The sequence below is a fragment of the Sphingomonas benefaciens genome, assembly GCF_052907485.1.
Window position 1 is genome coordinate 1 of sequence record NZ_JBREIC010000007.1, and the last position, 25,836, is coordinate 25,836.

Below are 25,836 nucleotides of genomic sequence, written 5' to 3' on the forward strand. Positions count from 1 at the left end.
GGCGCGCACTGCCTTGGCACGGCCCCGTCGGGCCGCGCCTGGTCAGTGCGCGCCCGGTCACCTTCCCCCTTCCGGTATGGCGCTGCCGCAGGCTCGCGGGAGCGCCGGTGATCGCGCAAAACCGGTGCGGCGAGCGGTAAGGGCGGATGGAGTGAAGCGGCATAGCTCGATGTTGGCGGCGGTCAGGCTTGGCGGGAATTTGCCAACGCCGAACGCGCGATTTTCGCGGGGGGACGAGCAGGCAGCTGGCGATCACGCGACCGGCGCTTCCTCGTTCCTGAAACCCCCGCCCGGCACCCCGCTCGCTCGCATCGGTCCGGCCCTTCGGCCTCCCCTTGCTACGCCTCGGCCGGGCAAGCGCCAGTGCGGGCATCGAGCCCGCCCCGGCGCTGCTGCCGCGGAATAATTTGTCTCTCTGTAGTCCCATGGTGGCGGCCGGGGCGACAGGCCTCAAGGACGGCGGGGCCCCACCATTTTGCTACGCAAAATCGTGACCCCCACCGCCGCTGACGCGGCCGCTTCGCGGTCCTTGACCCCTGCCACCCCGGCCACCGGGAGGACTTCGTCATCGACGAAGGAGGCTCACATGCACAACGTTTTGGAAATCTACGGCTACGACCCCGACCCGTTCGGTATCGACCAAATGGACGACGCCGAGTTGAGCAGCCGCGCGCGGTGTCTCACGGCAGAGATCGGCTCGCTGAAACGCCGGCTCGAGCGGTTCGAGGATTTCCTTGACCGGATCGATCTCGAGGCACTGGGAGGGGCTACCGTCGAGGAGATGATCGACCGCGCAGGCGGCGACGACTGGCGGTTGCGCGAGGCGGGTGTCGAGCTGGACGACATCGAGCGCTCGCTATCGTGCCGGCAGGCGGCGCAGGCCGAGTCCGATCGCGTCGACGTCTCGACCAGCACCAGCCATTGGCTCTGGGACGACTGAGGGGGCACGCGCCCCCTTTTTCATCGTGCCCGCCGCCCCGGCTCGCTCGCATCGGTCCGGCCCTTCGGCCTCCCCTTGCTACGCCTCGGCCGGGAAAGCGCCAGTGCGGGCATCGAGCCCGCCCCGGCGCTGCTGCCACGGGTTAAAACTCTCTCTCTCTCAAGTCGTCCCAGTCTGTCGGCCGGCGCAGCGAGCCTCAAGGACGGCGGGGCCCCACCATTTTGCTACGCAAAATCGTGACCCCCACCGCCGCTGACGCGGCCGCTTCGCGGTCCTTGACCCTCGCCGCCCCGACCGACGCGTGATCTCCGTCATGAAGACAAAGGAGGAACGGTTATGCAGGTTCTGTTGTTTCGTGCTCTGAAGGACGCTAATGTCGATGACGACAAAGCGGCTGCCGTAGTGGCGGCGATCGAGGAGCACGTGGACGTGGCAGTCGGTCAGGCAAACAAGGCACTCGAGGCGAAGCTGACGGGTATCGACAGCAAGATCGAGACGACGCGCTCGACGCTGACGATCTGGTTCGGCGTGCAGACCGCACTCCTCGCACTGCTCGGCGCTGCCGCCATCTGGAGCAACTTCCTCAAATAACTCGGTCGGGGGGCGACGCTCTCCGGCCGGCAGATCAAACGGGCCGCTCGGCAATCCGGGCGGCCTTTTTGCTGCCCGCGATCGGCGCGCGCCCTGCCCCGCTCGCTCGCTACGGAGCGGCCCCTGCGGGCCGCCCTTGCTACGCCTCGGCCGGGGGAGCGCCAGTGCGGGCATCGAGCCCGCCCTGGCGCTGCTGACGCGTCCATAAAGCCATGCCCCGGCACGCGCACTGGCCCATCGGTCGCGACCAGATTCGGGGGGCCGGCATAATCGCTGGAGGGGAGAGGGAAAGGGGAGCGCGATTTCAACGAAGGAGGTCGAGATGACCATCACGTTCCGCGTCGACGACGGCCATAATATCCTGTCGCCCTCACCCGCCGTCATCACTCCCGATCAGCTCGGCGCGCTCCGCGATCTTGTCGACGAGCATAGCGACCGGATCGGGGCTCCGATGGTAATCCCGATCCACGGCGAACCAACCTCCGGGTCGTTCGAGATCGAGGTCCGGGTGTGCCCTCTCGCGCTCGCCTCGATCGCGCGCTGCTTCGACCACGACCCGGCCGTGATCGCCGTCATCGACGAGGCCCAGTTTCGGGCACGACGCGTCCGCGTCTGGCAACAGGAACCGACCGGCGATCTGCGGCTTGGCCTTGGCCTCAATCCCGATGGCGCCCCCGAGCTTGAGGTCGCGAACGGGAACGCCTTCGCCCTCCTCGCCAGCCTCGGTCTGGACGAGGACTCGTGCGGCGCGATCCCGCTGTCGCAGCTCCGACAGCGGCTCATGGATCCACGCATCCGGCGACGGCTCGACGAGGATCCCCAGATGTCTCGATACGTCGAAGCGCTGACCACTATGGCGGCGCTGAAACCGATCGAGGGAGAATACCACCTCGCATGGGCCTGACGGCCCTGCGAGCCACACTCAGCAACCCGCAGGGACGCCCAGCCTATCGGCTGGCGCGTCCCTTTTTTTGCCTGCGGATATCAAGCCGGCTGCGCCGCGTCCTGACCAGAAAACAGAATGGCCGCATGAGGTAGCAGCCCCATGCGGCCATCGCCGTGACCATCGGCCTCGAACCGACTCAGGCTTCCGCCATGAGCCGCTTCTCGACCTCGTCGACGCCCAGCGTCTTCACCGCCTTCATCAGCCCCTCCAGTCGATCGAGCGGGACCTTGAACAGCCCTGCCTTCTCGACTGCTCCGACAGCCGCCTCCCGCACCTTCGCCTGATGCGCCTGGCGGCGCTCGGCGAGCTTGCGTTCGTCGGCCGCGATCGCGGCCAGTTCAGCGTCCAGTGACTTCGCCATAGTGTGTCCTTTTCGGTACGGCTTATCGGCTCTGAACGGGACCGATATACCGACCGATTGGCCGCACAGGAAGCCACTAGCGCGACCATGGAGCGAACCCTCGGCTCCTACCCTGCCAGAGGACCTTGATGCCGGCGCGCAGCGCCTTTCAGGCAGCTGCTTTCCGCCTAGCGGCGGATGGGGTCCCGGCGGAAAACCGAGGCGGTCCCGAGCCGTCACGAAGGGCTGGAACACCCAGAGCAATACGAAGGAATCGAGACTACAGTAGAGCACACCCTACGCAAGCTGCGCTTGCCTTTTCCCGGTCATTTTCAATGGGTTAGCAAACGGCAATTGAGGGTCACAATGTGTTACGCTTTGTGGCACAACGTAACACACTCAAAAAACCGCAGAAAACCGCGCTTTTTACGTGTTACGACGTGACACGATTTCGAGGCGGAAATCAACGAACGGCTTGAACGAGCATCGAAGACCCGCTAAAAACAATTTTGCGAAGAGCCCACCAGCCCCCCTGCTAGGGAGCTGGTTCTTGAGTACCAAAACACACTGTACGGTCCGGATCCCGAGGGATCTGCGCGACCAGATCGATGCAGTAGCCGCGCGCCAAAACCGCAGCACGTCGGACGTGATCCGACTGGCAATCGAGCAATTCGTTGCCGGTGCGAAGCGTGCTGACGACAGCCAGCTCCGGCACATGCGCGTGACCGAATACACGCAGATCGCACTCGACGCGATCATCCGCGAAAACCACCCCGAATTGCGCGACCATTTGATCGCCCAGACCGACCTTCGGATGGAGCAGTATCATGGCGCGCGATGACCCCAAGGGCGTGCGGCGTGACATCCGTAACGACGGCCGCCCTATCCCTCAGGAGCACCACTCATCGCGAGGCGAGCTCCCCCGCAATTCGGGCAACTTCACCCGTGGTTCGCAGCTCCTAAACACCCAGGTGTTGATGTGGCTGCAGGGGGCCAAATTGCCGATCCTGATGTGGCTCGGCGTGTTCGCCCTCGCCTACGTCATCATCCTGTCCATCACTCTCGATGAGAACAACGTCCAGCTGATCTGCATGCGGGTTCTGGCAGGCCTCTGGAATTGGGTCGCTCTCGACAACCTGAAGCAGGTCGATTTGCGGATGCCCGACAACACTCTGCACCGCACGATCATGGGCTATGTCCCCTACGTTCCGGAGGTCGCCCGAGCGTGGACGAAAGCCGTGCGCGGAGTGATCGGATCGGCCATGATCGCGTCCTGCGTCACAGTGCCCCTCGCCATCTGGTACGTCGACTTTTCAAAGCGGCGCGGCAAGGCGATGGTTCAGGAGCGTCACGAGCGCGGAGCCATGCTGGTTGACCGCGATGTGCTCTATGCCGAGATCGTTCAGCACAACAAAATCGAGTTCGTGAAAGAGGCTCAGAGCCTGTTCCCGAACAAGACGCCCGAGCAGGTCCTGAAGCTGCCGTTCGGAGCCCGCAAAGCGGGTGGCATCCACCACCCGTACACGATCGCCGGCATCCCCTATCCGCACCGCCTCGAGCAGTCCCATTCCCTGCTTCTGGGCACGACCGGCGCCGGTAAGACGACCGCCCTCCGCAAGACCATCGCACAGATCCGGCAGCGCCAAGACAGCGCCGTCGTGTTCGATCTGACAGGGGCCTATGTCGAGGCCTTCTACGACCCCGAGCGCGACACGATCCTGAACCCGATGGACGCGCGCTGCCCGGCCTGGTCGATCTTCAATGACTGCCGGACCTACAGCGAGTTCACGGCAGCGGCAGCCGCCCTAATTCCGTCCGATGGGGGCTCCTCGGAGCCCTTCTGGGCGCTCGCCGCGCGGACCCTGTTCATCGAGATGTGCATGAAGCTCATCGAGAAGAAAATGACCACGAACCAGGCGCTGGCGGACAACCTCATGACGGCCGACCTGAAGCAGGTTCACAAGCACCTAGCCAAGACGATCGCTGACCCTCTGACGGCTCCTGAAGCCGCCCGCATGGCGGAGTCTATTCGTGCCGTCTTCAACACCAATGCGCAGGTCTTGCGCTTCCTCCCCGACGAGGGGCGCACCTACTCGATCAAGGACTGGATGACCGGCGATAAGAAGCCCGGCTCGATCCTCTTCATCACCTCGAACTACACCGATCTCGAGATGAATCGGGCGCTGCTCACGCTGTGGTCGAACCTTGCCATCCACTCGCTCATGACGATGCCGAAAACCCGGTCGCTGCGGACGTGGTTCATGTTCGACGAGCTCGGTGCTCTCCACCGCCTTCCTGCAATCGAAAGCGGCCTGCAGACCGCCCGAAATTTCGGCGGGGCGATGATCCTCGGGCTCCACTCCTTCGATAAGCTCGTGCAGGTCTACGGCGAGGAAAATGCCCGCAACCTGTCGTCGCTCGCGCGCACCAAATTGATCCTGGCTGCAGCCGATCTCGATACCGCGGAGCAGTGCGCGAAATATATCGGCAACCGTGAAATCCGGCAGATGGATGAGGGCTATAGCTACGGCTACAATAACACCCGCGACGCCTCGACCCTAACACCGCGAAAGCAGGTCGAGCCGCTGGTCATCCCAGACGACATTACGAACCTCCCGTCCATGCACGGCTTCGTCAAATTTCCCGACGGCTTCCCTGCCGCGCGCATCCAGCTTGAATGGGAGCATTACCCGAAAGTCGCGGAAGGCTTCGTCCCGCGAAAACCGCGCGATCCTGATGCGCCTGCGACGTCTGGTCGCGGAGGTGGTGGAAAGCCGAACGGTGGTGGTGAAGACGGCGGGCGGGGGGAGTCGCTGGCACTGTCGGAGGAGGAGGTCGAACCGGCCAACGTCGCGAACAATCTCGCCGCGAATATCCTCTCTCAGCCCACCGAAAGCGAGGTCGATAATTCCCGCGACGGCCTGTCGTCGGAAGCGACGGTGGTGAGCAGCGCCGAGGCGAGATCGCCAAGCGATCGCGGCCGGACCAGCGATGATGAGCCCGACGATCGATCCCGCGCCATGGATGGGCGCAGCGACCCTTCCCGCAGCGACGATCGGTCGCGTGACGATCCAGCACCGACCGCGGAGCGGCCGGAGGATCTGTCCGTCCGCGAAGCGCGCGATGCCTTCCCCGAAGACGACGGGATCGGGCTGTAACGATGCACTCGATCGCTACCGTGAAATCGGCCTCCGGCGCGGCTAAATATTTCACCAAGGACGACTATGTCGCCGGTGACTATTACACCGACGAGAAAGCTGGAGACGTCAGCCTTTGGGGCGGGGAAGGCGCCGCCACGGCAGGCCTTACAGGCGCCGTCAGCCAAGAGGCTTTCGCGAAGGCACTGCATGGCGAGCTCCCGTCCGGTGAGAAGGTCGACCAGCGCGAAGGCAGACGGCCGGGGTATGACCTCACCTTTTCGGCGCCCAAGTCCGTCTCGCTCATGGCCTATGTGGCAGGGGACAAGCGTATCCTCGGCCCGGACGGCGCTCATACCAAGGCGGTCCAGCAGACGTTGTCTTGGATCGAGAAGAACCTCGCTGAAACGCGCCTCACGAAGGACGGCAAAACGGAGGCGGTGAAGACCGGAAATCTGGTCTACGCACTCTTCCAGCACGACACGAGCCGCGCGCTAGATCCCCAGCTGCATATCCATGCGATCGTGGCCAATCTGACGAAGGGGCCGGATGGCGAATGGCACGCGCTGCACGCTGACAAAATCTGGGCGAACAACACCGTAATCGGCGCAATCTACCATGCGTATCTCCGCAACGAGATGGAGAAGCTCGGCTACCAGCTGGTCGCGACCGGAAAGCACGGCACGTTCGAGATTGTCGGGGTGCCGAAGAACGTCCTCGAGACCTTCAGCCAGCGCCGTGAGCAGATCCTTGAGAAGGCGGCCGAGCTCGGTATCGTATCGCCGAAGGGCCGAGACGGTGTCACCGTCACAACCCGCGATCCCAAGCTGAACCTTGAGGATCGCGACGGCCTGGTCCTCGACTGGATGAAGGATGCAGCTGCAGCCGGATGGGACGGGAAGGCGCTCCTTGAGGGTGCGATGAAGGCTGCGGCCAAGATGGAGCAGCGTGAGAACGCCGGCGCTATCGGCCGCAGCTACAACGCCATCGCAGACGCGGTGAAGGTGGCGAGAGAGACGGTTTCAGGCTTGATGCGTTCGCCCGACCCGCTCGTCGATCGCGGTTTCGTGCGAATGGCTCAGAGCGTCGGGCAAGCCAACGCGCAGCTCGCCGTCGCTTCGGCGATCCGCACCTTGGGCCAACGCGAGGCGGCGTTCGAGAAGAACCAGGTCGCCAAGAAAGCGCTCGACTTCAATTTGAAGGGCGTGACGATCGATCACGTCGAGGCGCGCATCGATCAGCTGACTGAGAAGGGCAAGCTGCTTGCCGGCGAGATCCGGAGCAGCGCCGGGATGGTGGCCGCGGTAACGACGCCGGACTCCCTCAGAACCGAGGAACGGATCCTTGAGCGAGTAGAGGCCGGCAAAGGCACTGCGACACCGCTGGTGGCCCCTTCGGAGGCACCAGACCGTTTACAGGCCGCCTCCCCTCACGCCCTGAACGAAGGACAGCTCGCAGCCGCAACGCTGGTCGTGTCCTCGCCTGACAAGATCGTGGCGGTGCAGGGCATCGCCGGCGCGGGCAAGTCGACGATGCTCCAAGCTGTCGCACGTGTGGCGGAATCTGAAGGCAAGTCGGTGCTAGGGCTCGCCTTCCAGAACAAGATGGTCGCCGACATGAAGGAGGGCATGGCCCGGCCCGATGCGATCCCCAATCGGGAGATGTCGGTCGACCAGATGCAGGCCGCGGGCGTCAGCGCCGAGACGATCGCGCACTTCATCTGGCACAATGAAAAGCACGCCATAAACCCGAACACGCCGGCTGCTCAGGCGCGGCGGGACGAGCTGAAGGACACGGTGATCGTCGTCGACGAGACGTCGATGGTCTCCAACCAGGACATGTTGAAGATGCTGACGATCGCCGAGGCGCTCGGCATCGAACGTATCGCGCTCATCGGCGACCGACAGCAGCTGCTCCCGATCGACGCCGGCAAGGCGTTCGCGATGATGCAGGCGGCGAACATCGGCATGGCGCGGATGGACGAGAATCTGCGACAGCAGACCGACCAGCTTCGGACGGTTGCAGCACTCGCCAACGTCGGAAAAGCGGGCCAGGCGCTAAAGGTGCTCGGGGACAAGGTGGTCGAACACCAGGACCCGGCCGCGCGTGCGGCGGAGCTATGGCTTGACCTGTCGCCGGAGAAGCGCGCTGAAACGGCGATTTTCGCCTCCGGGCGCGAGACACGAGCGGACATCAACGATGCGGTCCAGAAGGGCTTGCGGGACGAGGGCACGCTCAAGGGCGACGGCTTGTTCGTGACAGTCCTCCAGAACATCAATCTGACCCGCGAGGAGCTGCGGTACGCCCAATCCTACGAGAAGGGTCAGCAGCTTCAGATACAGGAGGTGATCCCGGAGCTCGGCCTGCGCCGCGGCGTGGCGGAGGTCCGACGCACTTTCGCCAACGGCAGGGTGGAGGTGGTCCAGAATGGGCGCGCCATCAAATTCGATCCCCAGCGCATGGACCCCATGATCGCCAAGGATCGGATGTCGCTCGCGACCTTGGAGACGATCCGCATCCATGAAGGTGACCGGATCCGGTGGACCGATAACGACAAGGACCGCGGTATCTTCAACGCGTCCCTCGGGACAATTACCCGGATCGAGGACGGGAAGGTCACCGTGCAGCTGGCCAACAAAGGCGAGGTCACGCTCGAGAACGGTGATCGGATGATGCACCGCATGGATCTGGCCTACGCCCTGAACATGCACATGGCACAGGGCGTCACGAGCAACGACGCGATCGTCGCCATGCGTAGCTTCGAGCGCAACTTGTCCAACCAGCGCCTTTTCAACGTCGCCGTTACCCGCGTGCGGTTCGAGCTGACGATGGTCATCGACAACCTTCAGAAGCTGGAGCGACAGCTCGACATCAACCCTGGCAACAAGACCGCGTCCCTCGAAACCCTCGGACGCCTCGATATCGACGGACCCGGGCGACATACGAAGGATGCCGACGACGCGCTGAGCGCGGCCGCAGCGACGCTGGACCGCGATGAAGGGCAGCGGATCATATTCGACGCATCCCTGACGTCGGCCGACGATCTCCCACCGATGGGCAAGTCGGAGAACGACTACTCCGATCCGAAGCAGATGGAGCGCGACGGCCTCACGCCGGACCGTAAGGATGATGAGGATCGGCAGAAGCGCCAAGAGACACGGAAGGACGACGAGCTGGGGATGCGCCCGCTCGACATGGACGATCTGAGCTCCCTCCCCGCCATGCCGGGCCATGGCGACCAGATACCCGGCCTCCCTCAGAAAAACCTCAGCCTGGATATGTGAGGAACGCCATGAGTCCGATATTTCAGAGCAAACCGACGTCCGAGGAGTTGCGCAGCCTTGCGCATGACCTGCTCGCTATTCGAGCCAGTCGGTTTTCGAGCGGCGACGCCAGCCTGTTTGACGACGAAACCCAAAATGCTCGCATTCTGAGCGACGGAGCACTCGCCTGCCTGCAGGGGGCGGCTGAACTAGAAAAGAGGGACGACGCGCGCCGATCGAGCGATCGGCGCATGATCGTCCAACTCGCCCTGAGCTTGGTCTTGTTCGCGGTCGTCGTCGTCGTCGCCCAACTCATCCCCGAGAGGCCAGCACCATCAAAGGACGTGCAGTGGCTTTCCATGTCCGAAAATCGGCTGTCAGTGGCCGAGAGCAGCAAAACGCCTGTTTCGATTCCCTTGAGCGGCGTCCGGTGATGGACAAACCCCTCCCCCTGCTGATCGCATTGGTCTCAGCGGTCCTGCTCCTGAAGGCGCTAGGTGTACGCAACATCTTCGGTCCACCGCGGCCGGTCGCCAAACGCTTCCTGACACCGCGCGAGACGGCCATGCTCAACGTCCTCGAGCGCGCCCTGCCGCACTGTCGTATCCATGCGCAGGTAGCGATGGGCGCGCTTCTGCGCGTGCCGCAAAGCCCTGTGCGGAAGAGCAAGATTTCTGACCGGAACGCCTTCTCACAGAAGATTGTCGACTTCGTGGCGCAGGACCGTGCGACGGGCCTGATCGTCGCCCTGATCGAGGTCGACGACTGGTCGCATAATCCGTTCAAGGACCGCGTTCGCGACGAGATGACAGCTTATGCCGGATATCGCACGATCCGCGTACCAGGGCGCGTGCAGCCCAACTTCAACGACGTCATGCCGATTGTCGCGTCACTGCGGCCCCTCCCCTCCGAGCACCTTCCCCGACACGAGGTCATGTAGCCATGGCAACAGCCGAACGATCACGTCCGTCTGCCGAGGGCAGCGTTTCCGAGGACGCTCAGCGCGGATCTTCCGACCAAGCCGGGGCCGATACCACCGTAGAGGAGCTGGCCGACGACTTCCGGACGAGGGCCTTTCACCTCATGGACGAGCATCCGATTGCGGCAGCGCACCTGGTACTCGCCGCAGCCTCGATGGCGCCCGAATGCGCGGCCGAGAAGGAGGTCGCCGACGAGTTCGCCTTTATGCTCGCCGACTTCACGCAGCAGCTGAAGATCCTGCATCACCGCGCTGTCACGAAGCGTACCCTACAAAGTGGAGCGGTACGCCATGGGACTCGATGATCGCGATTATATGCGCGCCCGGTATCGGAGACGCCAGGGTATCGATGACAGCCCGACGATCTGGAACGACAAGCGCAGCCGCGTCGAAATGGGCGCGGGATCGTCGTGGGCCGGTGCAAGATGGCAAATGGCCGGCGTTGGACGCGCACTTCTTCAAGCAATCCTAGTCCCGGCCGTCGCGCTCGGCGGCTTCTACGTCATTTATAAGACGTACACCTCCGTGATGACGTCAGCCTTTCAAAGGATGATCCCAGTGCCATTCCCGGAAAGCGGCACGGTGTTCACCACGCCGGCAACTGACATGAACCGTCGACAAGGCATTCTAAGGTTTCGCGCTCCAGACAGGCCCAATTATGGCTACGTGGTCGTCTTAAACGACATTGCGACCGGCCAAGATGTGTTGGGGATCTACGTAGCCGGCGGGAGAAATACGGCAACGCCGGTCCAGGTCGGAACCTACCGGGTCAGGATCGCCGAGGGGCTGACGGCCTTCTGGCACGGCAATGACCGGCTATTCGGTTCGACGACAGCGAAAGAGATGATGTCGACGGTCAAGGTCGCCGGATCAACCGATAAGACGATCCGACTGCAGACCGGTCTTGCTCGCGCCCTCGAGGTTAAAGCCGACAGTGCAAAGGGCTTTCTGGAATAGGTCATCTCAGTGGCAACGCACTGAGATAGCAACAAACCTATGGTACACGATCATTGAACGAGGGAGGGATACAATGCACCGAACTATCGCAATCATGGCATTGCTCGCGGCATCGGCTTCGCCGGCGCTCGCCCAGAAGGCGGGTAAGGGTGGGATCGGGATCGACGAGAATACGCAGGTTCCACGCTGCGATCGACCTTACGGCACCATCGCGTTGGTGGAGGAGCGCGCCGCTGGCGGGACCGCTGAGGGCATCCCCCCGGGCCTTGCGGCGCTGATGCGGATGGCGGAAGCTCAGAACGGCGGGAGTCAGCGCGTCGATCCGATCCCCCTGCTCAAGCTTCTCGTTGCTCAATCAGGCTGCTTCCAGGTCGTCGATCGTGGAGAGGGCTTCGACGCCCTGCAGCGAGAGCGTCAGCTCGCAGCCGGTGGAAGCGTCGCTGGCGCGAACAACCAAGCCACTTTGAAGGCCGCGGATTACCTACTCCAGGCCAAGGTGCTCTATTCCGATTCCGATGCGGGTGGCAGCGGAGGCGGCCTCGGCACGATGTTCCCCGGCGGCCTTGGCTTCAAGCAGAAGGTCAAGTCGAGCCAGACCATGCTTACCTTGATTGAGGTGAAAACCGGCATCCAGCAGGCGATTGCGACGGGCTCGGCCCGCAAGAAGGATCTATCGATCCTTGGAGGCGGTCTGCTCACCAACGCCGGCGTCGGCGCTCTAGGAGGTGCATATACCAGCACCGACATGGGCAAGATCACTTCGGTCGCAATGCTCGATGCCTTCGTCAAGCTGACCAATCAGGCACAAACGCGGTTGCCCCAGCCAACTGGAGCTTCGACCGCACCGGCGCCCTCCCCGGCGCCTCCGATGGCACCACCAGCGCCGAGGCAATAAGCTTTAGAGGGGAGAGGGAGTGAGCAGGCGAGCGAGAGCATCGCTCGATGACCCCCCTCCCCCATTGTCGTCAGGTGCCCATATGAAACACGCGCGCATCCAGCAGCGGGACTTCTTCGATCCTGCCCCCGACATCAACGTAGAGCCGCTGGAGGCGGCCGAGACGGAGGTGCCGCGGGGCGAACCGATCGCCATCCCATGCGGCTTCATGACGAAGAACAACGAGCGATGCCAGCGACTGGCAAACAGGCCCGTCATGCTGGAGGGGCATCAGATGACGTGTAGAGGCCGTCCCATGCTGTTCTGCGACCCTGCCTGCTACAACGCCTCCACGCGGGACGACATGCCGGCTGACGAAATTATTGCAGATCCGTCCGGGTAGTCGATGCAAACGGCCCCCTCCCCCACTGCGCCAAGGTGCGGATATTGTGGCAATCCCCTTGGAGCGTGGCCGCCCGCCAGTCCGGTCGAGCCGTGCCGCGTCTGCCGGAGGCCAACGATGTTTGTGCCGATACCATGGAGCCGACCGCGCCGTCTCCTGATATCCGGCCTCCTCAATACTGGCGCGTCGCTTTACGGGATCGCGACCGTCTGTCTCGTGACTGCCTTCGCGATATCGCCGTCATCCGGACGGGAATTTGTGAAGGCCTTCACCCTCATGCTGTTCGTTATAGGGTCTGTCCTGGCCGTCGACGGGATATTGGCAGTTCGTACCGGGATCGATCGCACCTGGTCTACCCGAAGGAATGGTCGATCGGCTCGGGCGCTGGGCGTCGGGAAGATCCTCGCGTCTGCCGCCGCCTTGATGTTGGTCATCTTCGGTATACTGATCTAGGCATTCTAAGCGCGACAATGCACCGGTGCACAGGTGCACGCGCGCACACCTGCGGTGTCGCGATATAGCGGCTATACACTCTCGCAGCTGTGCAATGATGCACAATTTATCGGGGCGCTAGTCCGAGATTGAGCGCATTCTTTGCCCTCGCCTCCGAAGGGCGCGGACGCTCCCGCCCGAAAACGCCAGCTAGATCGGCAGATCCTTTTTCACCCCTCCCCCTTCAACGCTAGAGATCGTGCGAAACCACGGTGTTGCACACCCTGCACCCTATCGACGCACCTGTGCACCCGTGCGTTTGTGCACCGTTGCACACCTGCGATTATGCGATATCGCTATCGACGTGGAATGTTAGTTTCGGCACCGTCTCGGCCGATAAACGAGAGGTCCTCGGCGCGGCCTCTGCGACAGGAGAGAACGAGCAGCGGCGGGTAAACGCACTATTGCGATAATGCACTGTCGCAGGTGTGCACAGGTGCGATCATGCATCGTCGCGCCATTGTGGTTGTGCGATGGTGCGAGGAATCTGTGGTCAGACGTCTGCGGCGTGGGCAGCCGATGGATGTCGAAGGCGAGGACCAAACCGTGAACTGGAAGAGGAAATCCTGAGTGGAGCCTGACGCCGCCCGCTAAGCGATGCGGGGCACGGCGGACACGTGCGCGACCCACCCCAGGAACTAGTGAGCTGACGGGTGCCGCACCGTGCTTCGAGCCGGGCTGGCCCACGCAGATGTGTGCCCATAACGAGGACGGTCCTTCAGCCCCCATTAACGGCAGATCATACACATGTGCGACGGTGCACCTGTGCACACCCGCGCACGTGCGTTTTCGCGCTTGTGCGTTACCGCGACTGTGGGCATACGTACTGACGCAATCGCGCACGTGTGCACAGTCGCGACAGTGCATAGGGGGAAGCGAGGATATCAAGATGAAGACAGTGGCTCTCATTGCGCAGAAGGGCGGGGTCGGAAAAACGACGCTTGCGATCCACCTCGCGACAGCATTCGCCGCTACCGGCAAGAATACCTTGCTGCTCGATCTCGATCCACAGGCCAGCGCAGCCGAATGGAAGGATCATCGCGCGGACGAGACTCCAGCAGTGCTGTCGATCCAGCCATCTAGGCTGACCAAGGTTCTCGAGGAAGCGCAAGCGATGGGTGCCGACGTGGTAATCCTCGATACGGCCCCGCACAGCGAGAGCACCGCTCTTGAGGCGGCAAAGGCGGCAGACCTAATACTCGTACCGTGTCAGCCCACGATCATGGATCTCAGGGCGATGTCGAAGACGGTTGAGCTCCTAAAACTAGTTGGGAAAACGGCGTTCGCGGTTCTCAACAGCGTGCCTCACCAAGGCACCGGTGGGCAGGAGGCGGCCGAGACGATCGCTTCTTCCTTCGGCCTTCAGGTCGCAGACCCGTCATTCGGGGATCGCGTCGCTTTCAGCCGCTGTATGATCTCGGGCCAAGCGGCACAGGAGGTCGAGCCAAACGGAAAAGCTGCTGCCGAGGTGACGGCCCTGTTTGACTGGGTCGTCGCACACCTGCACAGTCGCACACGTGCACCTGCGCAGCGCAAGAAGAAGGGTGAAGCAGCATGACGAAAAAGGTTGGCTTCGCGGCAGGGCTCGGAAAGCTGGGAGAAATTGGTGGTAAGGTTGCACCAGCGCCGTCGACTACCGCTCGACCGGCCGAGGCGGCCGTGGCGGGGCAGGGGGACGCGCCTGTGCGGGCGGCGCGGGGCGCTCAGCGAAACGGCAAGGTGAACATCGCTGGCTACTTCGATCCTGCGGTTCGTAAGCAGCTTGCGATGCTCGCGGTCGAGCACGACACCGACCAGGTCAAGCTCATGGCGGAAGCCCTGAACCTACTGTTCGAGAAATATGGGCGGTCGCCGATCGCCTCCGCTTGAAAAGCGGTCAGTTGTGGCGACGGGAGGGGCTCACCGTCGCGCGCTGCATAGCTCGGAGTTGCGCAGCAAGCGCGCTCCGAGCACGCGGGATTCGCGTTCCATTTGCTCCTCCATCATCGACCAGATGGTGCGAGCGGCCGCACAGTAGCCTGGTACGTCGGCTGCGATCTTGTCGTCGGTCCACCTTTCTATGTGTTTGTCTGAAATGAGCCTCTTTGAGGTGAAGGCGACAAGGAAATCCGACAGCGCAGCACGATCGTCGCAGTCTGCCGTCTCCAATAGTCGCGGAATAATGCGGTCGCTAACAAACGCCGACCTTTCGCGGCTCGCACGAGTTAGATCTACGCGAGCCTTCTCCAAACCGGCAATGTTGGCGCAGTCAGTTGCACAATGACTCTGAATTAAAGCGAGGCCAATCCGGATGACTCGGTGATGCTCCTCAAGACCACGAAGCAGTTCCTTGTCCGTCATGGTTAACCGACGCCTCCCAAATACTGCCAAAAGGCAGAATCTGCTGCGCCGCCTACCGTATCTGGGAAATCAGCTCAGCGATATTGATAACGCCCGTAACGACTGTTGGATCGTTAGCTAGGTGAATTTTTAATAAGCCCTTGCGAAAACGTCGCTCGCGATGGCGTCGACGCTAGGGCAGGGCGGCTTGGCCACGTGGAAGGGCAGGGGAAGCTCGAATTGCTGGCGCTCAGGCGACGTCCTCGACAGCGCTCGGATCACTGGCGCTCGCGTCGGCCATCCGTTCGGTCTTCAGGCGGCGAGCGATCTTGGCGAGCAACGTCCGGCTGCAGCCGGTGCCGATCATGATTTCCCGCCAGCTCTGCCCGTCTTTCAGTGACCGTGCGATCGCGGCGTTACGGGCGGTATTCTCAACGCGGCCTTTATAAAGGCCTGCGGTTCGAGCTCGGCTGACGCCTTCGGCCTGCCGGCGCCGACGATCATCATAGTCCTTGCGAGCGACTGCGGCGAGGACATCAAGCATCATCGCATTTACTGCCGCGAACATTCGCGATGTGAAGTCGTCAGGCGTGGCGATCAGGTTCCAGGAGGTTGGCAGATCGAGCGACACGATCCGAACCTGGCGGGCCTCGATCTCCGATCGCAACTTGCTCCAATCGGCCGAGCTGAGGCGGGAAAGCCGGTCGACCTGCTCGACCAGCAGCACGTCACCCGGGCCGCAGTCGTCCAGTAATCGAAACAGCTCCGGTCGGGCTAGCCGAGTGCCGCTCTCGTGTTCGACATAGCGCGCTGCGATCCGGAACCCATGTGAGGCGGCGAACGCATCAAGCGCCGCGCGAGCGCGGGTCGCGTCCTGTTCAGCGGTTGACGCGCGGAGATAAGCCCGGACGAACATGCTTCAGTCTTTTATGAACGGTCTTGTTATGTCCAGTCCTTTTTGAACGGTCGTTTGACGGAAAAAAGACTGAGTGCGCTCCAGTCTTTCAGAGGTATACCCAAACTGTATCGGCACGGGGTCATCAATTATGCGGCCGATCGATGTTAGGCGACTGGCTCGGGAAATGGGCTCTCACCATGGTAACACGTGCCCTTTCAGAGCGATCCAAGAGCGGCTTGCGTACGAAGCAGATGGCGTTGCCCTGTTGATGCAGTGGGTAGACGGCCGAGACGCGCCGACCTAACGTTCGGACGATTTGTAGATGATAGCAGGAAGAGGTGGGCATTGAGCAGGACAATGGCGGCGCTTGTCATCGGGAACGCGACGTACCCTGATGGCAATGATCTCAAAAACCCGGTCAACGATGCTAACGATTTGGCTGCTAAGCTAAAGGGCTACGGCTTCGAGACCATCGTGGGAACGAACTCCAACGACAAGGAGATGGAGAAACTCCTTAAAAATTTTAAGATGCTGCTTGATACTCACGACGTGGGGCTGTTTTTCTTCGCTGGCCATGGCATGCAAATCGAAGGAACTAACTACCTTCTGGCTATTGATACTGATATGGACTCCGAGACGGATGCCAAGCATAGCTCCTTGTCGCTCGACAAAGTCGTAGACGTCATGGCGCGATCAAAGTCGTCAACAAAGATCATTGTCCTGGATGCCTGCCGCAACAACCCTTGGGAGAGGCGCTGGCACCGGGGGCCGGGCGTGCGCGGCCTCGCATCCGTCTACGCGCCAAAGGGCACGATCATCGGTTTTGCCACGTCGCCGGGTGAGGTTGCCTTGGACGGAGCGGGTCGAAATGGCACTTACACCGCGGCGCTGCTCCAGCATATCGATACGCCCGATTGCTCGATCGAAACGATGTTCAAGCGGGTCCGGAATACGGTCGCGGCAGCTAGCGCAGGTAAGCAGACGTCCTGGGAGCACACCTCGCTCTCGGGAGAGTTCTACTTCAATCTCAGCCTTGGGAACCTGATTGAGGAGTACGACGGTAAGGCCATTGCTGACCAGCTCTTCCCGATCGACCCAAAGAAGAAATCACACGAGATCATCTCTGGCTTAAAAACCTATGATTGGTACAGCCAGAATCCTGCCTTGGGTAAGCTGACGGCCGACGTTGCCAACAAAGCCGGTAAAGACAGCGTCTTTGTACTAGGGCGGAACATCTACCAAGCTGCATGTGGAAGCTCTAACGTGGCCAGCGGTTTCATCGGCGCCTTCATGAGCAAGACCCAGAGTTACAGCCCGGAAAGGCGCAAGGCTCTATTGGACGGGATGCTCTTCGAAATTTTCTTTGACTCGAAGGGTCAGCTTCGCCGAAAAACAAAGGCGGGCATGTTCGACCGTGTATTCGATCTACAGCGCCATGAAGGACTGAAGCCCAGCTTCGAGTTCATTGCCGAGGCCCTGACCGAAGCTCGCGCCGATCTTTATGTCGTACCGGGGAAGGATCATCAGCTAGCGGTCAGCGTTTCGGTGCTTGAAAAAGACGACAAGTTCTTCGTTGAGGCCGTTTATGTGGATGGGGTCAACGTACTCGGTGTTGACGAAACTGGCTGGGATCCTGGCGATGGCACGGTCGCCTATACCCAAATCGATGCCGACGATCTCAATCAGCGGCTTTCGGAGCAATTGGTCGTTCCATCCAGATCGCTAACGATAACGTACACCATAGCAGGGGCGGCCACGTCAGATGAGCTAAGGGTGCCGATCGGTTGGACGGTAAGAAAGGGCGCCACTGGGCCGAGTGGCGGTGCTCGGAAGGTCGAAGGCAGCAAATTCGTCTAACTGTGTGCGTCGGCGACGACGCGTTCCGTTTTTCTGTACTGGAATTGACCTTGTCACATACGGTTGTTGCAGCGTCCGAAGCGCTAGTCGACGAGATCGAGGCGTGGCTGGACGCGGAGGAGGCTGGCTACGGCCAAGCCCTCAACGATTGGTACGATGATGACTGCGCCGGGCCGCAGCCCGTTCGAGGTTTCCGGTGCAATTGGGATGTGACCAAAGACCGCTGGCGGCGCGGCATCGAGCGTCTCGACGTGTTGACCGTAGGTTCGCGGGCGGTCGGGTTTCTGAGCGGGACAGACATTCTCGAAATCAAGCCCGACTCGAGGGGGTTGGGTTACGGCCGTATGTTAGCCCAATTCATGTTGGATCGCCTTTTTGCGGAAGGGCATTCCGTGGCAGAAATTGGCATCGCTCCAGCGTCGGCTAAGCCGTTCTGGATAGCTATGGGCTTCACACCGGTGGAAGAGCGGCCTGACCACGGGGCCGGCATTTATGCGTACAAGCTACTGCCCCGCCGGTTTGAGCTCGGCTCGGGAGAGCGTGTCCCTTACGGAATCGAGTTCTTTTCCGAAAGAGGTCGATACGAGACACCGCCCCGGCCCTTTGGGTCATACAGCGGCATGGGGGAGTTGATAAAGGACGGTTCGGTGCAGCTTCCGGAACGCATCGTGTGTATGGATCCGCTGGAGGATCAGCAGGTCGACTATTTTGCGCGTCTGACTGTTAGAGGCCAAGACCTGATCTTTGACAAAGTAAAGCGAGAGACGGTTCGCCGCGCTGGCGTGCTGTCTGATCCAGGCTACAATTACTACGTGGACTCGATAAGGCCCGTGCAGGGTGATTAAGGGGTTTAGCCAACAGCCTTAGCCAAATGGCTACGTTCGACGTTTTGTCTTGAACAGCTGAACGCACCCGGGTCGGGAGCAAGTCGTGATGACTGAGTGGGATGTGAAGACGCTGCGCGATTTGGACAAGCGATACGCGCAAGAGGGGATTCACCTGCACCAGCGCCCGTTTCGGGCCGCGATGGAGATCCTGGGACCGTCATTCTCGATGGGCGTAGGAGGCAATCCCGAGGTTCAGCACATCATGGCAGCCTATGCCGCCATGGTACCGGAGGTCGACAGCAGCTGGCCCGGCATGGGGATCGGTCTGGCTGCCGTAAATGACCAGGTGCGCAAGATTGTGGCACCGGTCATCATGGGCGGCCCACAGCAGCTTGATCCATGGCGTTCACTCGGTTTCGATAATCAGAGCGATTGGTGGCAATGGTGCCGCGAGGACGAGGATGATGGAGCGCGAACCAGCTTCGCGTTCGCTGATCTCCTCGATTTTACCTACGGCGTCGATGATCTTGGCAGCGACGGTGCCGCTGCCACGCTGTGGCATATGGCGGGCTCTAACCTTGCTGATGTAGCAAATACCTTGCCGTCGACCTTCAGTGTTGACTCTGTCTTGCAGCCTATCTGTATGACGGCGGAGCTGTCGATCAAGGCAGCGTTGGTATGGACGGGTACCGATCCCAACAGCTTCAAGGGCAAGGACGGTCACTCTCTAGCGAAGTTAGCGGGGCGTCTTTCTGCCGAGACACCGCATCGCGACGACGCCTTGATGATGGAGGTGATCGAGCAGCTGCCGCCGTACGTTCAAAGTCGCTATCAGCCAGCGGGATTGACCAGGCTGCACGCTGTTCGGCTCGCGATTGCCGTTCAATTCATCGCGGCAGCGACGGTACGTCGGTTTGGCGATCGCGACATTGCCGCTGACATGGAAACGGGCGGATGGCCTGCGCCGCGCCGCCCGTTTTTTCCTGGAGAACCATGAACCGGTCCAAGCGTGATTCACGTGCGCGGTGGCATGATTGCAGCATCGAGCCTGCGATGGATCATCGAGACCAGCGTCAAAAGATCCTCGGCATCTGCGATCGTCATGGGCCAGTGGACCCGAGGCTCGTGCGCGGTAGGGTTCCGAAACATGCCGAAGGTGCCGCGGACGAGGTTGGCAAACCCGGACTGCTCGCTCCGCTCACTGCCACTCGCCAGACTGTTGATCGCCAGCATTGGTGGCGTACCGCCAAGAGACCTATCGACAAGGATGGCTCCGTCATCAGTCAGGCCCGTGCAGACGCGCAGCTTGGCGGCAACGCTTTTCACCGCCTCTTGCACCGCGTGGAAATAGTCCTCGGCAAGGAGCTCAGCGCGACAGAATGCCAACACATCCGGGTGCACGCCGCGGCCTTCCAGATCGCGGCGCAGTTCGTTGGCGCGGCGCTGCGCTTCGGGGAGGTTGGCGGCTCGTGCGACTGATGACAGGGCGCCGCTGTCTTCGACGACGAGGCCCGCGAACGCCAGCGCACGGTTGAGGTTGGCACGTATCGGCTCGTAACGGCCCGGTTCTCGCGCGTATCGAGCCGGGGCCATGGCCTTACGAATGAAGGCAAGGATGTGCGTGCGTGCCTGGCGGCTGTTCTGGCTTTCGGCAAAGGCGTTGTAAAGCCGACGGGCTTTGGTGTCGGGGCCCGGGTCGACCATCTGGGAGGCGTTGATCAGGAACTCAATTTCTCGTCCCGTCAGGCCAGAGTTTGTATCACCAAGCGCGTCAGCGATGGCCTCGAGCTCGGCTGCCGTGAACAGCGGCATGTCAGCGGATCACCACCACCTTGACGCCAACCTCCCCAGCGATATCGCGCCAGACCTTGTCCGCCGTGTAGGCTGAAGCGCCGAGGCGTTTGCCGAGAGCCAGGCAGAACCGATCGCCAAGCGACAGGCCCGCAGACGCCGTTACCGACCGCAAAGTCCCAGCATCCCACGCCAGCGCATCGTCGGCCGCAACGACGGAATAGGGGAGGGCGCCCAGCATCGCCTGCACGTCTTCAATTGGTGCGCCAAGATGGACGAAGTGGCTGATCACCTCAGCCTGGTTGATCGCGCACACCGAGGCGTCCGCGATCACGCTGGCGACCTTGCTGGCGCCGCGCTCCCCTTTCAGTAGAGCAAGGACCGCCGAGGCATCGAGGACGACATGGGTCATTCGCCGCTGTCCTCATGCCGTGCCGCCAGAAAGTCATCGACCGACGCGCCGGGCTGTTGCGCGTACCGTTTGGCAATCGCCTGCGCCTTGGCCACCGCCTGCCCCACCGTTCGAAGGATGACACCATCGGGCGTTTCCTCGACAAGAACAGCGCCGCCCTCTTCTAGCCCTAGACGCTTGCGAATACCTATCGGTAGGCTCATGCGCCCATTGGGTGTGATGTTGACCTGTAGCGTCATATGGTAAAAACCGTAAGAAGTGGCATTAAGCGGAAATATGCCACAATGCTAGGAAAGAGGCGAGGGGGTAAACGCGAGTCGCCATCAGGGCCAGCAGTCATAATAGTTACTAGCGATAAGCCCGATTCTCGCTAGCAATATCGCTCGCGTCGTGATCGTATGCCAGCTAGGAACATATCATGATCACCGACGTGCCTACGCCCGCTGAGTTTCACACCGCCGGACTGAACCAGCTTTATCTGGCGTGGGAGATCGCGATGCGAACCGTGCGCGAGTTCAACGAGGCGATGGAAGCCAGTGACGGTGAGAAAAGTGCGCCAACGGAATATTGGCATCGGGTGCAGCCGGCGCTCGCCAATGCCTTCGGGCTTATTCAACAGTCGATGGAGCTGGCCTTGAAAGGCCGCATCGCGGCCGTCTCACCGTTTCTGTTGGTGGGGCGTGATCCGCGCGATTGGCCTAGGGGAGTCGATACCGGCGACGTATCCTTTGGCGAATTCCACACGCTCAACGCCGTCGATCTGGTGAAGGTGCACAATAGCGTCATCACCCCGCGGCTTGATCAGCCGTTCAAAGACTTCTGGGAGCAGGTTCGACAGGATCGGAACCGGATCATGCATTCGACTGCGCGGCCAAATTTCGATGCGGCAGCGGTGGTCCGCACGATCCTGACGGCGGTCGAGGCGCTGTATGGGGACAAGCCCTGGCCGCAACGGCTCCTCGATTTCGAAGCCGACGGGAAATTCACGGTCTTCGGCTTTATCGATGACGTGCAGAACAACGTGATGCGCGAGGTGAACGATGCTCAAGCGCTTCTTACCACCGCCGAGAAGAAGCGCTTTTTCGGGATCGATGCCAAGCGGCATGCCTATGTCTGCCCCAAATGCTATTACGATGCGAACCGGGACTGGCAAGATGACTGGCCACAGTTGGCGCAGCTTAAGAGCAAGCTCCCTGGCGAGACGAAGCTACGGTGCGTCGTCTGCGCGGTGACAACGATCGTTGATCGCGAAAGCTGTTGCTACGCCAGGTGTCCCGGCAACGTGATTTTCGAAGATCTCTGCCTGACCTGTATGCGCTCCCAGCATGAGAGCGTGGACGTAACCTCAGAACTGGTCGACGCTACGCTTAGTGCCGAGCATCAATACGAGTTCGTTTATGGCAGGGGATTGCAGATGTTGGGCGGTGTTTACATCAGCCGTCAACAGCGCCTTGCTGGCGATGACCAGGCCAAAGAGTACGCCGCGATGGTCATGGCAGCGGAGCACCTTCAGGGCTGGGAATCGGTGTCGATCTTCCAAACCAAAGTTGGTGTCTTTCCCGCGCGATCCGCTCACGATCGCGCGCTTGGTCATTGGGCTAGGGAGGATGAGGGGCTCGTCTGGTACGACGGTAAGACGGTCTACGACCCAGATCGTGATGGTCCGGTATGATCAGCGACGAAGAAGGTGCATCAGATCGCCGGGCGCTCGTCTCGATCGAGCCATCGTTGCCGGTGCCGGATCTGGCGTCACCGGATCTTAGCCAGAGCGACCGCGCCCGGGTCGACCATTTCTTGGCGCGCGCATCGGCGGATGCCACTCTGCGCGCCTATCGGTCCGACTGGCGGTTGTTCACGACCTGGTGTGACACACGCGGCTACGCTTCCCTCCCGGCTTCACCCATTGTCACAGCAGCGTTCCTAAGTGAGCTCGCCAGAGACGGTAGCGTCCATTCGAATGGTCGACCGCTATCCAAGTCGTCCATCGGCCGCCGGCTGGCCGCGATCGTCTTTGCCCACCGCGCGGCTGAGCTCGAACCGCCAACCGTACAAGCCGGCGCTGCCGCGCTCGATCGCGTGATGCGGGGTATCCGCAACGCCAAACGCAGTGATCGCCCGGCGAAGAAGCGGCCGGCCGACAGCGACGTGCTGCGCGACATGGTGCGCCATATCACCGGCTCCACCCTCATCGACTACCGCGATCGCGCACTGCTCAGCATCGGCATGATGGGGGCGTTCCGTCGCTCTGAGCTGGTCGCGATCGACGTCGCCGATGTGGCCGACGATCCACGCGGGCTGCTGGTGACGATCCCGTTTTCGAAAGGCGATCAGGAGGGCAGGGGGCAGACCGTCGCTATTCTCGACGGCCGTCGCATGGAGCCGGTGCGTCACTATCGCGCTTGGCTGGAGGCCGCAGGTATCACCGACGGGGCTGTCTTCCGCCGCCTCACCCCGCACGGCCGCCTTACCGACAAGCCACTCAGCCCGCAAACCGTGGCGCTGGTGGTCAAGACGCGCGCAGCCGCAGCCGGCTATGATCCGGCACTGTTTTCAGGCCATTCGCTACGCGCTGGCTTCCTGACCGAGGCGGGCCGGCATGGTGCCAATTTGTTCAAGATGAAGGAGCATAGCCGTCACAAGTCGCTCGAGATGCTCAGCGAGTATGTTCGCGATCAGGAGGCGTTCCGCAATCACGCCGGCGAAGGCTTTGCGTAATGAGCAGGCGCGGAAGGGATGGGTTGGCGTTGGCGAGGATGTCGCATAGGCATGAGGGCGAGGGGACGCTGTGAAAACCGACACATCCGATGACTTCCAGTTCAGCCTGGCAGGCCGCGTGCGCAACCTTGGTTTCGCGCCCTCGCCCTTAAACGCGCTGTTCCCGCTGTTCGAGGCGATCGCCAACGCGTTCCATGCCATCGAAGCGCGCTGGGATCGCGAGGCGACGGCGAAGGGCGTCATCACGGTGACGATCCTGCGCAGTAGCTCGGATGATGAGAACCCACCGGTCGCCGGCTTCCTGATTGAAGATAACGGGATCGGGTTGAACACCGACAATTGGCGCGCGTTCCGCACCGCAGATACCGCCAGCAAGATCAGCCGCGGCGGTAAGGGGGTCGGTCGCCTTTCCTGGCTGAAGGTGTTTCAGAACACGCACGTCAACAGCAGCTTCACCGAAGGCGGCTCAACGCTGCACCGGTCGTTCGACTTCGCTGTCGCCCAGAATGATGCCAGTCCGCTGATCGACCATGCGTTGCGCCCTGCGGGCGCAAGCCCGACGATCGGGACGAAAGTGCGGCTCGAGCCCTACGTGCAGTCGTACAGTGCGCACTGTCCGCGCAAAGCCGAGACGATAGCCGCGCACATCATCGGCCACTTCTTACGCAATTTCGCCAGCTACGAAGTGCCGTCATTCTCGCTCATCGATCGCGCCGAACGGATCAGCCTTCTCGATTTCTACAGTAGCAACGTGGAATCCGACACACACGAAACACTGAAGGTCGTCCTCGAGTCCGGGGAAGAACCGATCGACGTTGATATGTACCACATCCTGCTCAACAAGGGATTGCGCCTGCACGACGGGGGCAAGCACTGGAACCTGTATGTGGGCGATGGCCGTGTTGTCCGCGACGAGAAAATCGATAATCAGCTTGGGCTTGGTTACATCGGAGAAAATAGCGACTCCGTCTATATCGGCCTGGTGTCTGGCGACTACCTGAACGGCCACGTCAATCAGGAGCGCACCAACTTCACGTTCCGCGAAGATGACTATCGCAGCCTGCATCAGGCGGCGGTCGACGCTGCCAAGCGACACCTAGCGCCCTATATCGAACAGGTTCGCACCAAACAGGCCGGTATTACCTTGCGCGTCGTACGTGAGAACCCGCAGTTTCTGGCCGTCGCCAGCAATATCCCGGCTTTCGTCGAGGAGCATCTATCGCTCAACGCAAAGTCGGAGGAGGATATTTATATCGAGCTGGCGCGCCAGCGTCGACGCAAGCAACGCGAGACGAAGCGCGAGATAAAGGCGCTATCGGCCGGCAATGCCAGTGAGGTCGTTGACCGGGTGCAGAAGGTCGCCAGTGCGATCAACTCGGACAAGAAAGCGTCGCTCGCCGAATATGTCGTTAAGCGGAAGGAGATCCTCGATCTCCTCGACAGTTCGCTGGCGTACGTCGATCCGGAGAAGCGAGACTACTTACGTGAGGAGATCGTCCATGACCTCATCATCCCGATCCGCTCGGATGGCGAAGCGCTCGACTATGAAGACCATAACCTATGGATTCTGGATGATCGACTAGCCTTCTATTCCTATTTGAAGTCCGACAAGCCCTTCACGACGTTTCTCACCGACAGCGACAGTACCCGCGAACCGGACGTCGCCGTTGTTTTCGATCGATCGCTGGCGTTCGACCGTGAAGGCACTGACGAACCGATCATCATTGTCGAATTCAAGCGACCCGGCCGACCCAACTACAGTCATAGCGACAACCCGGTCACGCAGGTGCTTGAATATGTAAACATCATGCGGAACGGCGGAGCGTTCAAGGATCGCACCGGGAGGTTCCGCAAACCTATTCCTCCCAGCACCAGATTTATCTGCTTCGTCGTCGCTGATTTTACGCCAAAGCTGGTCGAGGTTGTATCAATGTCAATTGCTCAGAATAAAAGTGCGGATGGCGAGGGGTACTTTGGTTTTTCGCCTATCCACAATGCCGTCGTTGAGGTTCTGCCTTACAACAAGCTGCTTCATGATGCCCGGCTGAGAAACGAGGCCTTCTTTGCCAAGCTCGGGCTGAACTAGTTACTAGGA

Annotated in this window: 26 protein-coding genes; 20 read left to right on the forward strand and 6 right to left on the reverse strand. The window is 61.4% G+C overall.

Features of this window, described 5'->3' with window-relative positions:
• The first annotated feature begins 586 nt into the window (after window positions 1-586).
• The 3 genes from ACU5AX_RS18125 (at window position 587) to ACU5AX_RS18135 (ending at window position 2,435) form a co-directional block, all read left to right on the forward strand.
• On the forward strand, window positions 587-940 hold the full coding sequence (locus ACU5AX_RS18125) for a hypothetical protein (RefSeq protein WP_446691966.1): 354 nt from the start codon (window positions 587-589) through the stop codon (window positions 938-940).
• A gap of 336 nt (window positions 941-1,276) precedes the next feature.
• Entirely contained in the window at window positions 1,277-1,531 is a 255-nt protein-coding gene (locus ACU5AX_RS18130; protein WP_310103555.1) for a hypothetical protein, read from the forward strand.
• A 322-nt stretch (window positions 1,532-1,853) separates the two neighbouring features.
• Window positions 1,854-2,435 carry a hypothetical protein gene (locus tag ACU5AX_RS18135; protein ID WP_446691967.1) on the forward strand — a complete coding sequence of 194 codons (582 nt, stop codon included), beginning with the start codon at window positions 1,854-1,856 and terminating at the stop codon, window positions 2,433-2,435.
• Window positions 2,436-2,613: 178 nt separating this feature from the next.
• Here the strand turns inward: ACU5AX_RS18135 and ACU5AX_RS18140 are convergent, their stop codons facing one another.
• Window positions 2,614-2,838, reverse strand: coding sequence for a hypothetical protein (locus ACU5AX_RS18140; protein ID WP_446691968.1), 225 nt, complete (start codon window positions 2,836-2,838; stop codon window positions 2,614-2,616).
• 529 nt (window positions 2,839-3,367) lie between these two features.
• On the opposite strand from ACU5AX_RS18140, the gene ACU5AX_RS18145 reads away from it, so the two are divergent.
• The 11 genes from ACU5AX_RS18145 to ACU5AX_RS18195 all read left to right on the forward strand — a co-directional run bounded on the left by ACU5AX_RS18145 (window position 3,368) and on the right by ACU5AX_RS18195 (window position 14,791).
• Window positions 3,368-3,658, forward strand: a complete 291-nt coding sequence (locus ACU5AX_RS18145) for a CopG family ribbon-helix-helix protein (protein ID WP_446691969.1) — start codon at window positions 3,368-3,370, stop codon at window positions 3,656-3,658.
• Window positions 3,645-5,975 (forward strand): type IV secretion system DNA-binding domain-containing protein, encoded by a 2,331-nt coding sequence (locus tag ACU5AX_RS18150; RefSeq protein ID WP_446691970.1) that lies wholly within the window; start codon window positions 3,645-3,647, stop codon window positions 5,973-5,975. The genes ACU5AX_RS18145 and ACU5AX_RS18150 overlap by 14 nt, the downstream gene beginning before the upstream one ends.
• Before the next feature lie 2 nt (window positions 5,976-5,977).
• Complete coding sequence (gene mobF / locus ACU5AX_RS18155) at window positions 5,978-9,238, forward strand: MobF family relaxase (RefSeq protein ID WP_446691971.1); 3,261 nt, start codon at window positions 5,978-5,980, stop codon at window positions 9,236-9,238.
• A gap of 8 nt (window positions 9,239-9,246) precedes the next feature.
• Window positions 9,247-9,651 carry a hypothetical protein gene (locus ACU5AX_RS18160; protein ID WP_446691972.1) on the forward strand — a complete coding sequence of 135 codons (405 nt, stop codon included), beginning with the start codon at window positions 9,247-9,249 and terminating at the stop codon, window positions 9,649-9,651.
• On the forward strand, window positions 9,651-10,157 hold the full coding sequence (locus tag ACU5AX_RS18165; protein ID WP_446691973.1) for a DUF2726 domain-containing protein: 507 nt from the start codon (window positions 9,651-9,653) through the stop codon (window positions 10,155-10,157). Before ACU5AX_RS18160 ends, ACU5AX_RS18165 begins: the two co-directional genes overlap by 1 nt.
• Window positions 10,158-10,159: 2 nt before the next feature.
• Window positions 10,160-10,501 carry a hypothetical protein gene (locus tag ACU5AX_RS18170; RefSeq protein ID WP_446691974.1) on the forward strand — a complete coding sequence of 114 codons (342 nt, stop codon included), beginning with the start codon at window positions 10,160-10,162 and terminating at the stop codon, window positions 10,499-10,501.
• The gene (locus ACU5AX_RS18175; RefSeq protein ID WP_446691975.1) at window positions 10,488-11,153 is read left to right on the forward strand and encodes a hypothetical protein; all 666 of its coding nucleotides are present in this window, start codon (window positions 10,488-10,490) and stop codon (window positions 11,151-11,153) included. Before ACU5AX_RS18170 ends, ACU5AX_RS18175 begins: the two co-directional genes overlap by 14 nt.
• A 94-nt stretch (window positions 11,154-11,247) precedes the next feature.
• Window positions 11,248-12,048: a CsgG/HfaB family protein gene (locus ACU5AX_RS18180; protein WP_446691976.1), complete on the forward strand. Its 801-nt coding sequence runs from the start codon at window positions 11,248-11,250 to the stop codon at window positions 12,046-12,048.
• A gap of 82 nt (window positions 12,049-12,130) precedes the next feature.
• Complete coding sequence (locus ACU5AX_RS18185; protein ID WP_446691977.1) at window positions 12,131-12,430, forward strand: hypothetical protein; 300 nt, start codon at window positions 12,131-12,133, stop codon at window positions 12,428-12,430.
• Between the two features lie 1,381 nt (window positions 12,431-13,811).
• Window positions 13,812-14,480, forward strand: a complete 669-nt coding sequence (gene parA, locus ACU5AX_RS18190; protein WP_446691978.1) for a ParA family partition ATPase — start codon at window positions 13,812-13,814, stop codon at window positions 14,478-14,480.
• Entirely contained in the window at window positions 14,477-14,791 is a 315-nt protein-coding gene (locus tag ACU5AX_RS18195; RefSeq protein ID WP_446691979.1) for a ribbon-helix-helix domain-containing protein, read from the forward strand. The genes parA and ACU5AX_RS18195 overlap by 4 nt, the downstream gene beginning before the upstream one ends.
• 30 nt (window positions 14,792-14,821) lie before the next feature.
• On the opposite strand, the gene ACU5AX_RS18200 is transcribed toward ACU5AX_RS18195, so the two are convergent.
• Both ACU5AX_RS18200 and ACU5AX_RS18205 read right to left on the reverse strand, forming a co-directional pair.
• Entirely contained in the window at window positions 14,822-15,262 is a 441-nt protein-coding gene (locus ACU5AX_RS18200; RefSeq protein WP_446691980.1) for a hypothetical protein, read from the reverse strand.
• Window positions 15,263-15,491: 229 nt separating this feature from the next.
• On the reverse strand, window positions 15,492-16,157 hold the full coding sequence (locus tag ACU5AX_RS18205) for a recombinase family protein (protein ID WP_446691981.1): 666 nt from the start codon (window positions 16,155-16,157) through the stop codon (window positions 15,492-15,494).
• 339 nt (window positions 16,158-16,496) lie between these two features.
• Here ACU5AX_RS18205 and ACU5AX_RS18210 point away from each other — a divergent pair, with 339 nt between their 5' ends.
• The 3 genes from ACU5AX_RS18210 to ACU5AX_RS18220 all read left to right on the forward strand — a co-directional run bounded on the left by ACU5AX_RS18210 (window position 16,497) and on the right by ACU5AX_RS18220 (window position 19,820).
• Window positions 16,497-17,996 (forward strand): caspase family protein, encoded by a 1,500-nt coding sequence (locus tag ACU5AX_RS18210; protein ID WP_446691982.1) that lies wholly within the window; start codon window positions 16,497-16,499, stop codon window positions 17,994-17,996.
• A gap of 2 nt (window positions 17,997-17,998) precedes the next feature.
• A complete protein-coding gene (locus ACU5AX_RS18215; protein ID WP_446691983.1) occupies window positions 17,999-18,841 on the forward strand; it encodes a GNAT family protein in 843 nt (280 codons plus the stop codon).
• A gap of 88 nt (window positions 18,842-18,929) precedes the next feature.
• A complete protein-coding gene (locus ACU5AX_RS18220) occupies window positions 18,930-19,820 on the forward strand; it encodes a HEPN domain-containing protein (RefSeq protein WP_446691984.1) in 891 nt (296 codons plus the stop codon).
• Window positions 19,821-19,837: 17 nt separating this feature from the next.
• Here ACU5AX_RS18220 and ACU5AX_RS18225 read toward each other — a convergent pair whose 3' ends face one another.
• From ACU5AX_RS18225 to ACU5AX_RS18235, 3 genes are read right to left on the reverse strand one after another with little or no spacing between them, the layout of a single operon-like run.
• On the reverse strand, window positions 19,838-20,635 hold the full coding sequence (locus ACU5AX_RS18225) for a TIGR02391 family protein (protein ID WP_446691985.1): 798 nt from the start codon (window positions 20,633-20,635) through the stop codon (window positions 19,838-19,840).
• Between the two features lies 1 nt (window position 20,636).
• Window positions 20,637-21,026: a type II toxin-antitoxin system VapC family toxin gene (locus ACU5AX_RS18230; protein ID WP_446691986.1), complete on the reverse strand. Its 390-nt coding sequence runs from the start codon at window positions 21,024-21,026 to the stop codon at window positions 20,637-20,639.
• On the reverse strand, window positions 21,023-21,265 hold the full coding sequence (locus ACU5AX_RS18235) for an AbrB/MazE/SpoVT family DNA-binding domain-containing protein (RefSeq protein WP_446691987.1): 243 nt from the start codon (window positions 21,263-21,265) through the stop codon (window positions 21,023-21,025). The genes ACU5AX_RS18230 and ACU5AX_RS18235 overlap by 4 nt, the downstream gene beginning before the upstream one ends.
• Before the next feature lie 179 nt (window positions 21,266-21,444).
• On the opposite strand from ACU5AX_RS18235, the gene ACU5AX_RS18240 reads away from it, so the two are divergent.
• From ACU5AX_RS18240 to ACU5AX_RS18250, 3 genes are all read left to right on the forward strand, one after another.
• Window positions 21,445-22,698, forward strand: coding sequence for a hypothetical protein (locus ACU5AX_RS18240; RefSeq protein WP_446691988.1), 1,254 nt, complete (start codon window positions 21,445-21,447; stop codon window positions 22,696-22,698).
• A complete protein-coding gene (locus ACU5AX_RS18245) occupies window positions 22,695-23,741 on the forward strand; it encodes a site-specific integrase (RefSeq protein ID WP_082898426.1) in 1,047 nt (348 codons plus the stop codon). Before ACU5AX_RS18240 ends, ACU5AX_RS18245 begins: the two co-directional genes overlap by 4 nt.
• 70 nt (window positions 23,742-23,811) lie before the next feature.
• Window positions 23,812-25,827: a hypothetical protein gene (locus ACU5AX_RS18250; protein WP_446691989.1), complete on the forward strand. Its 2,016-nt coding sequence runs from the start codon at window positions 23,812-23,814 to the stop codon at window positions 25,825-25,827.
• Window positions 25,828-25,836 lie beyond the last annotated feature (9 nt).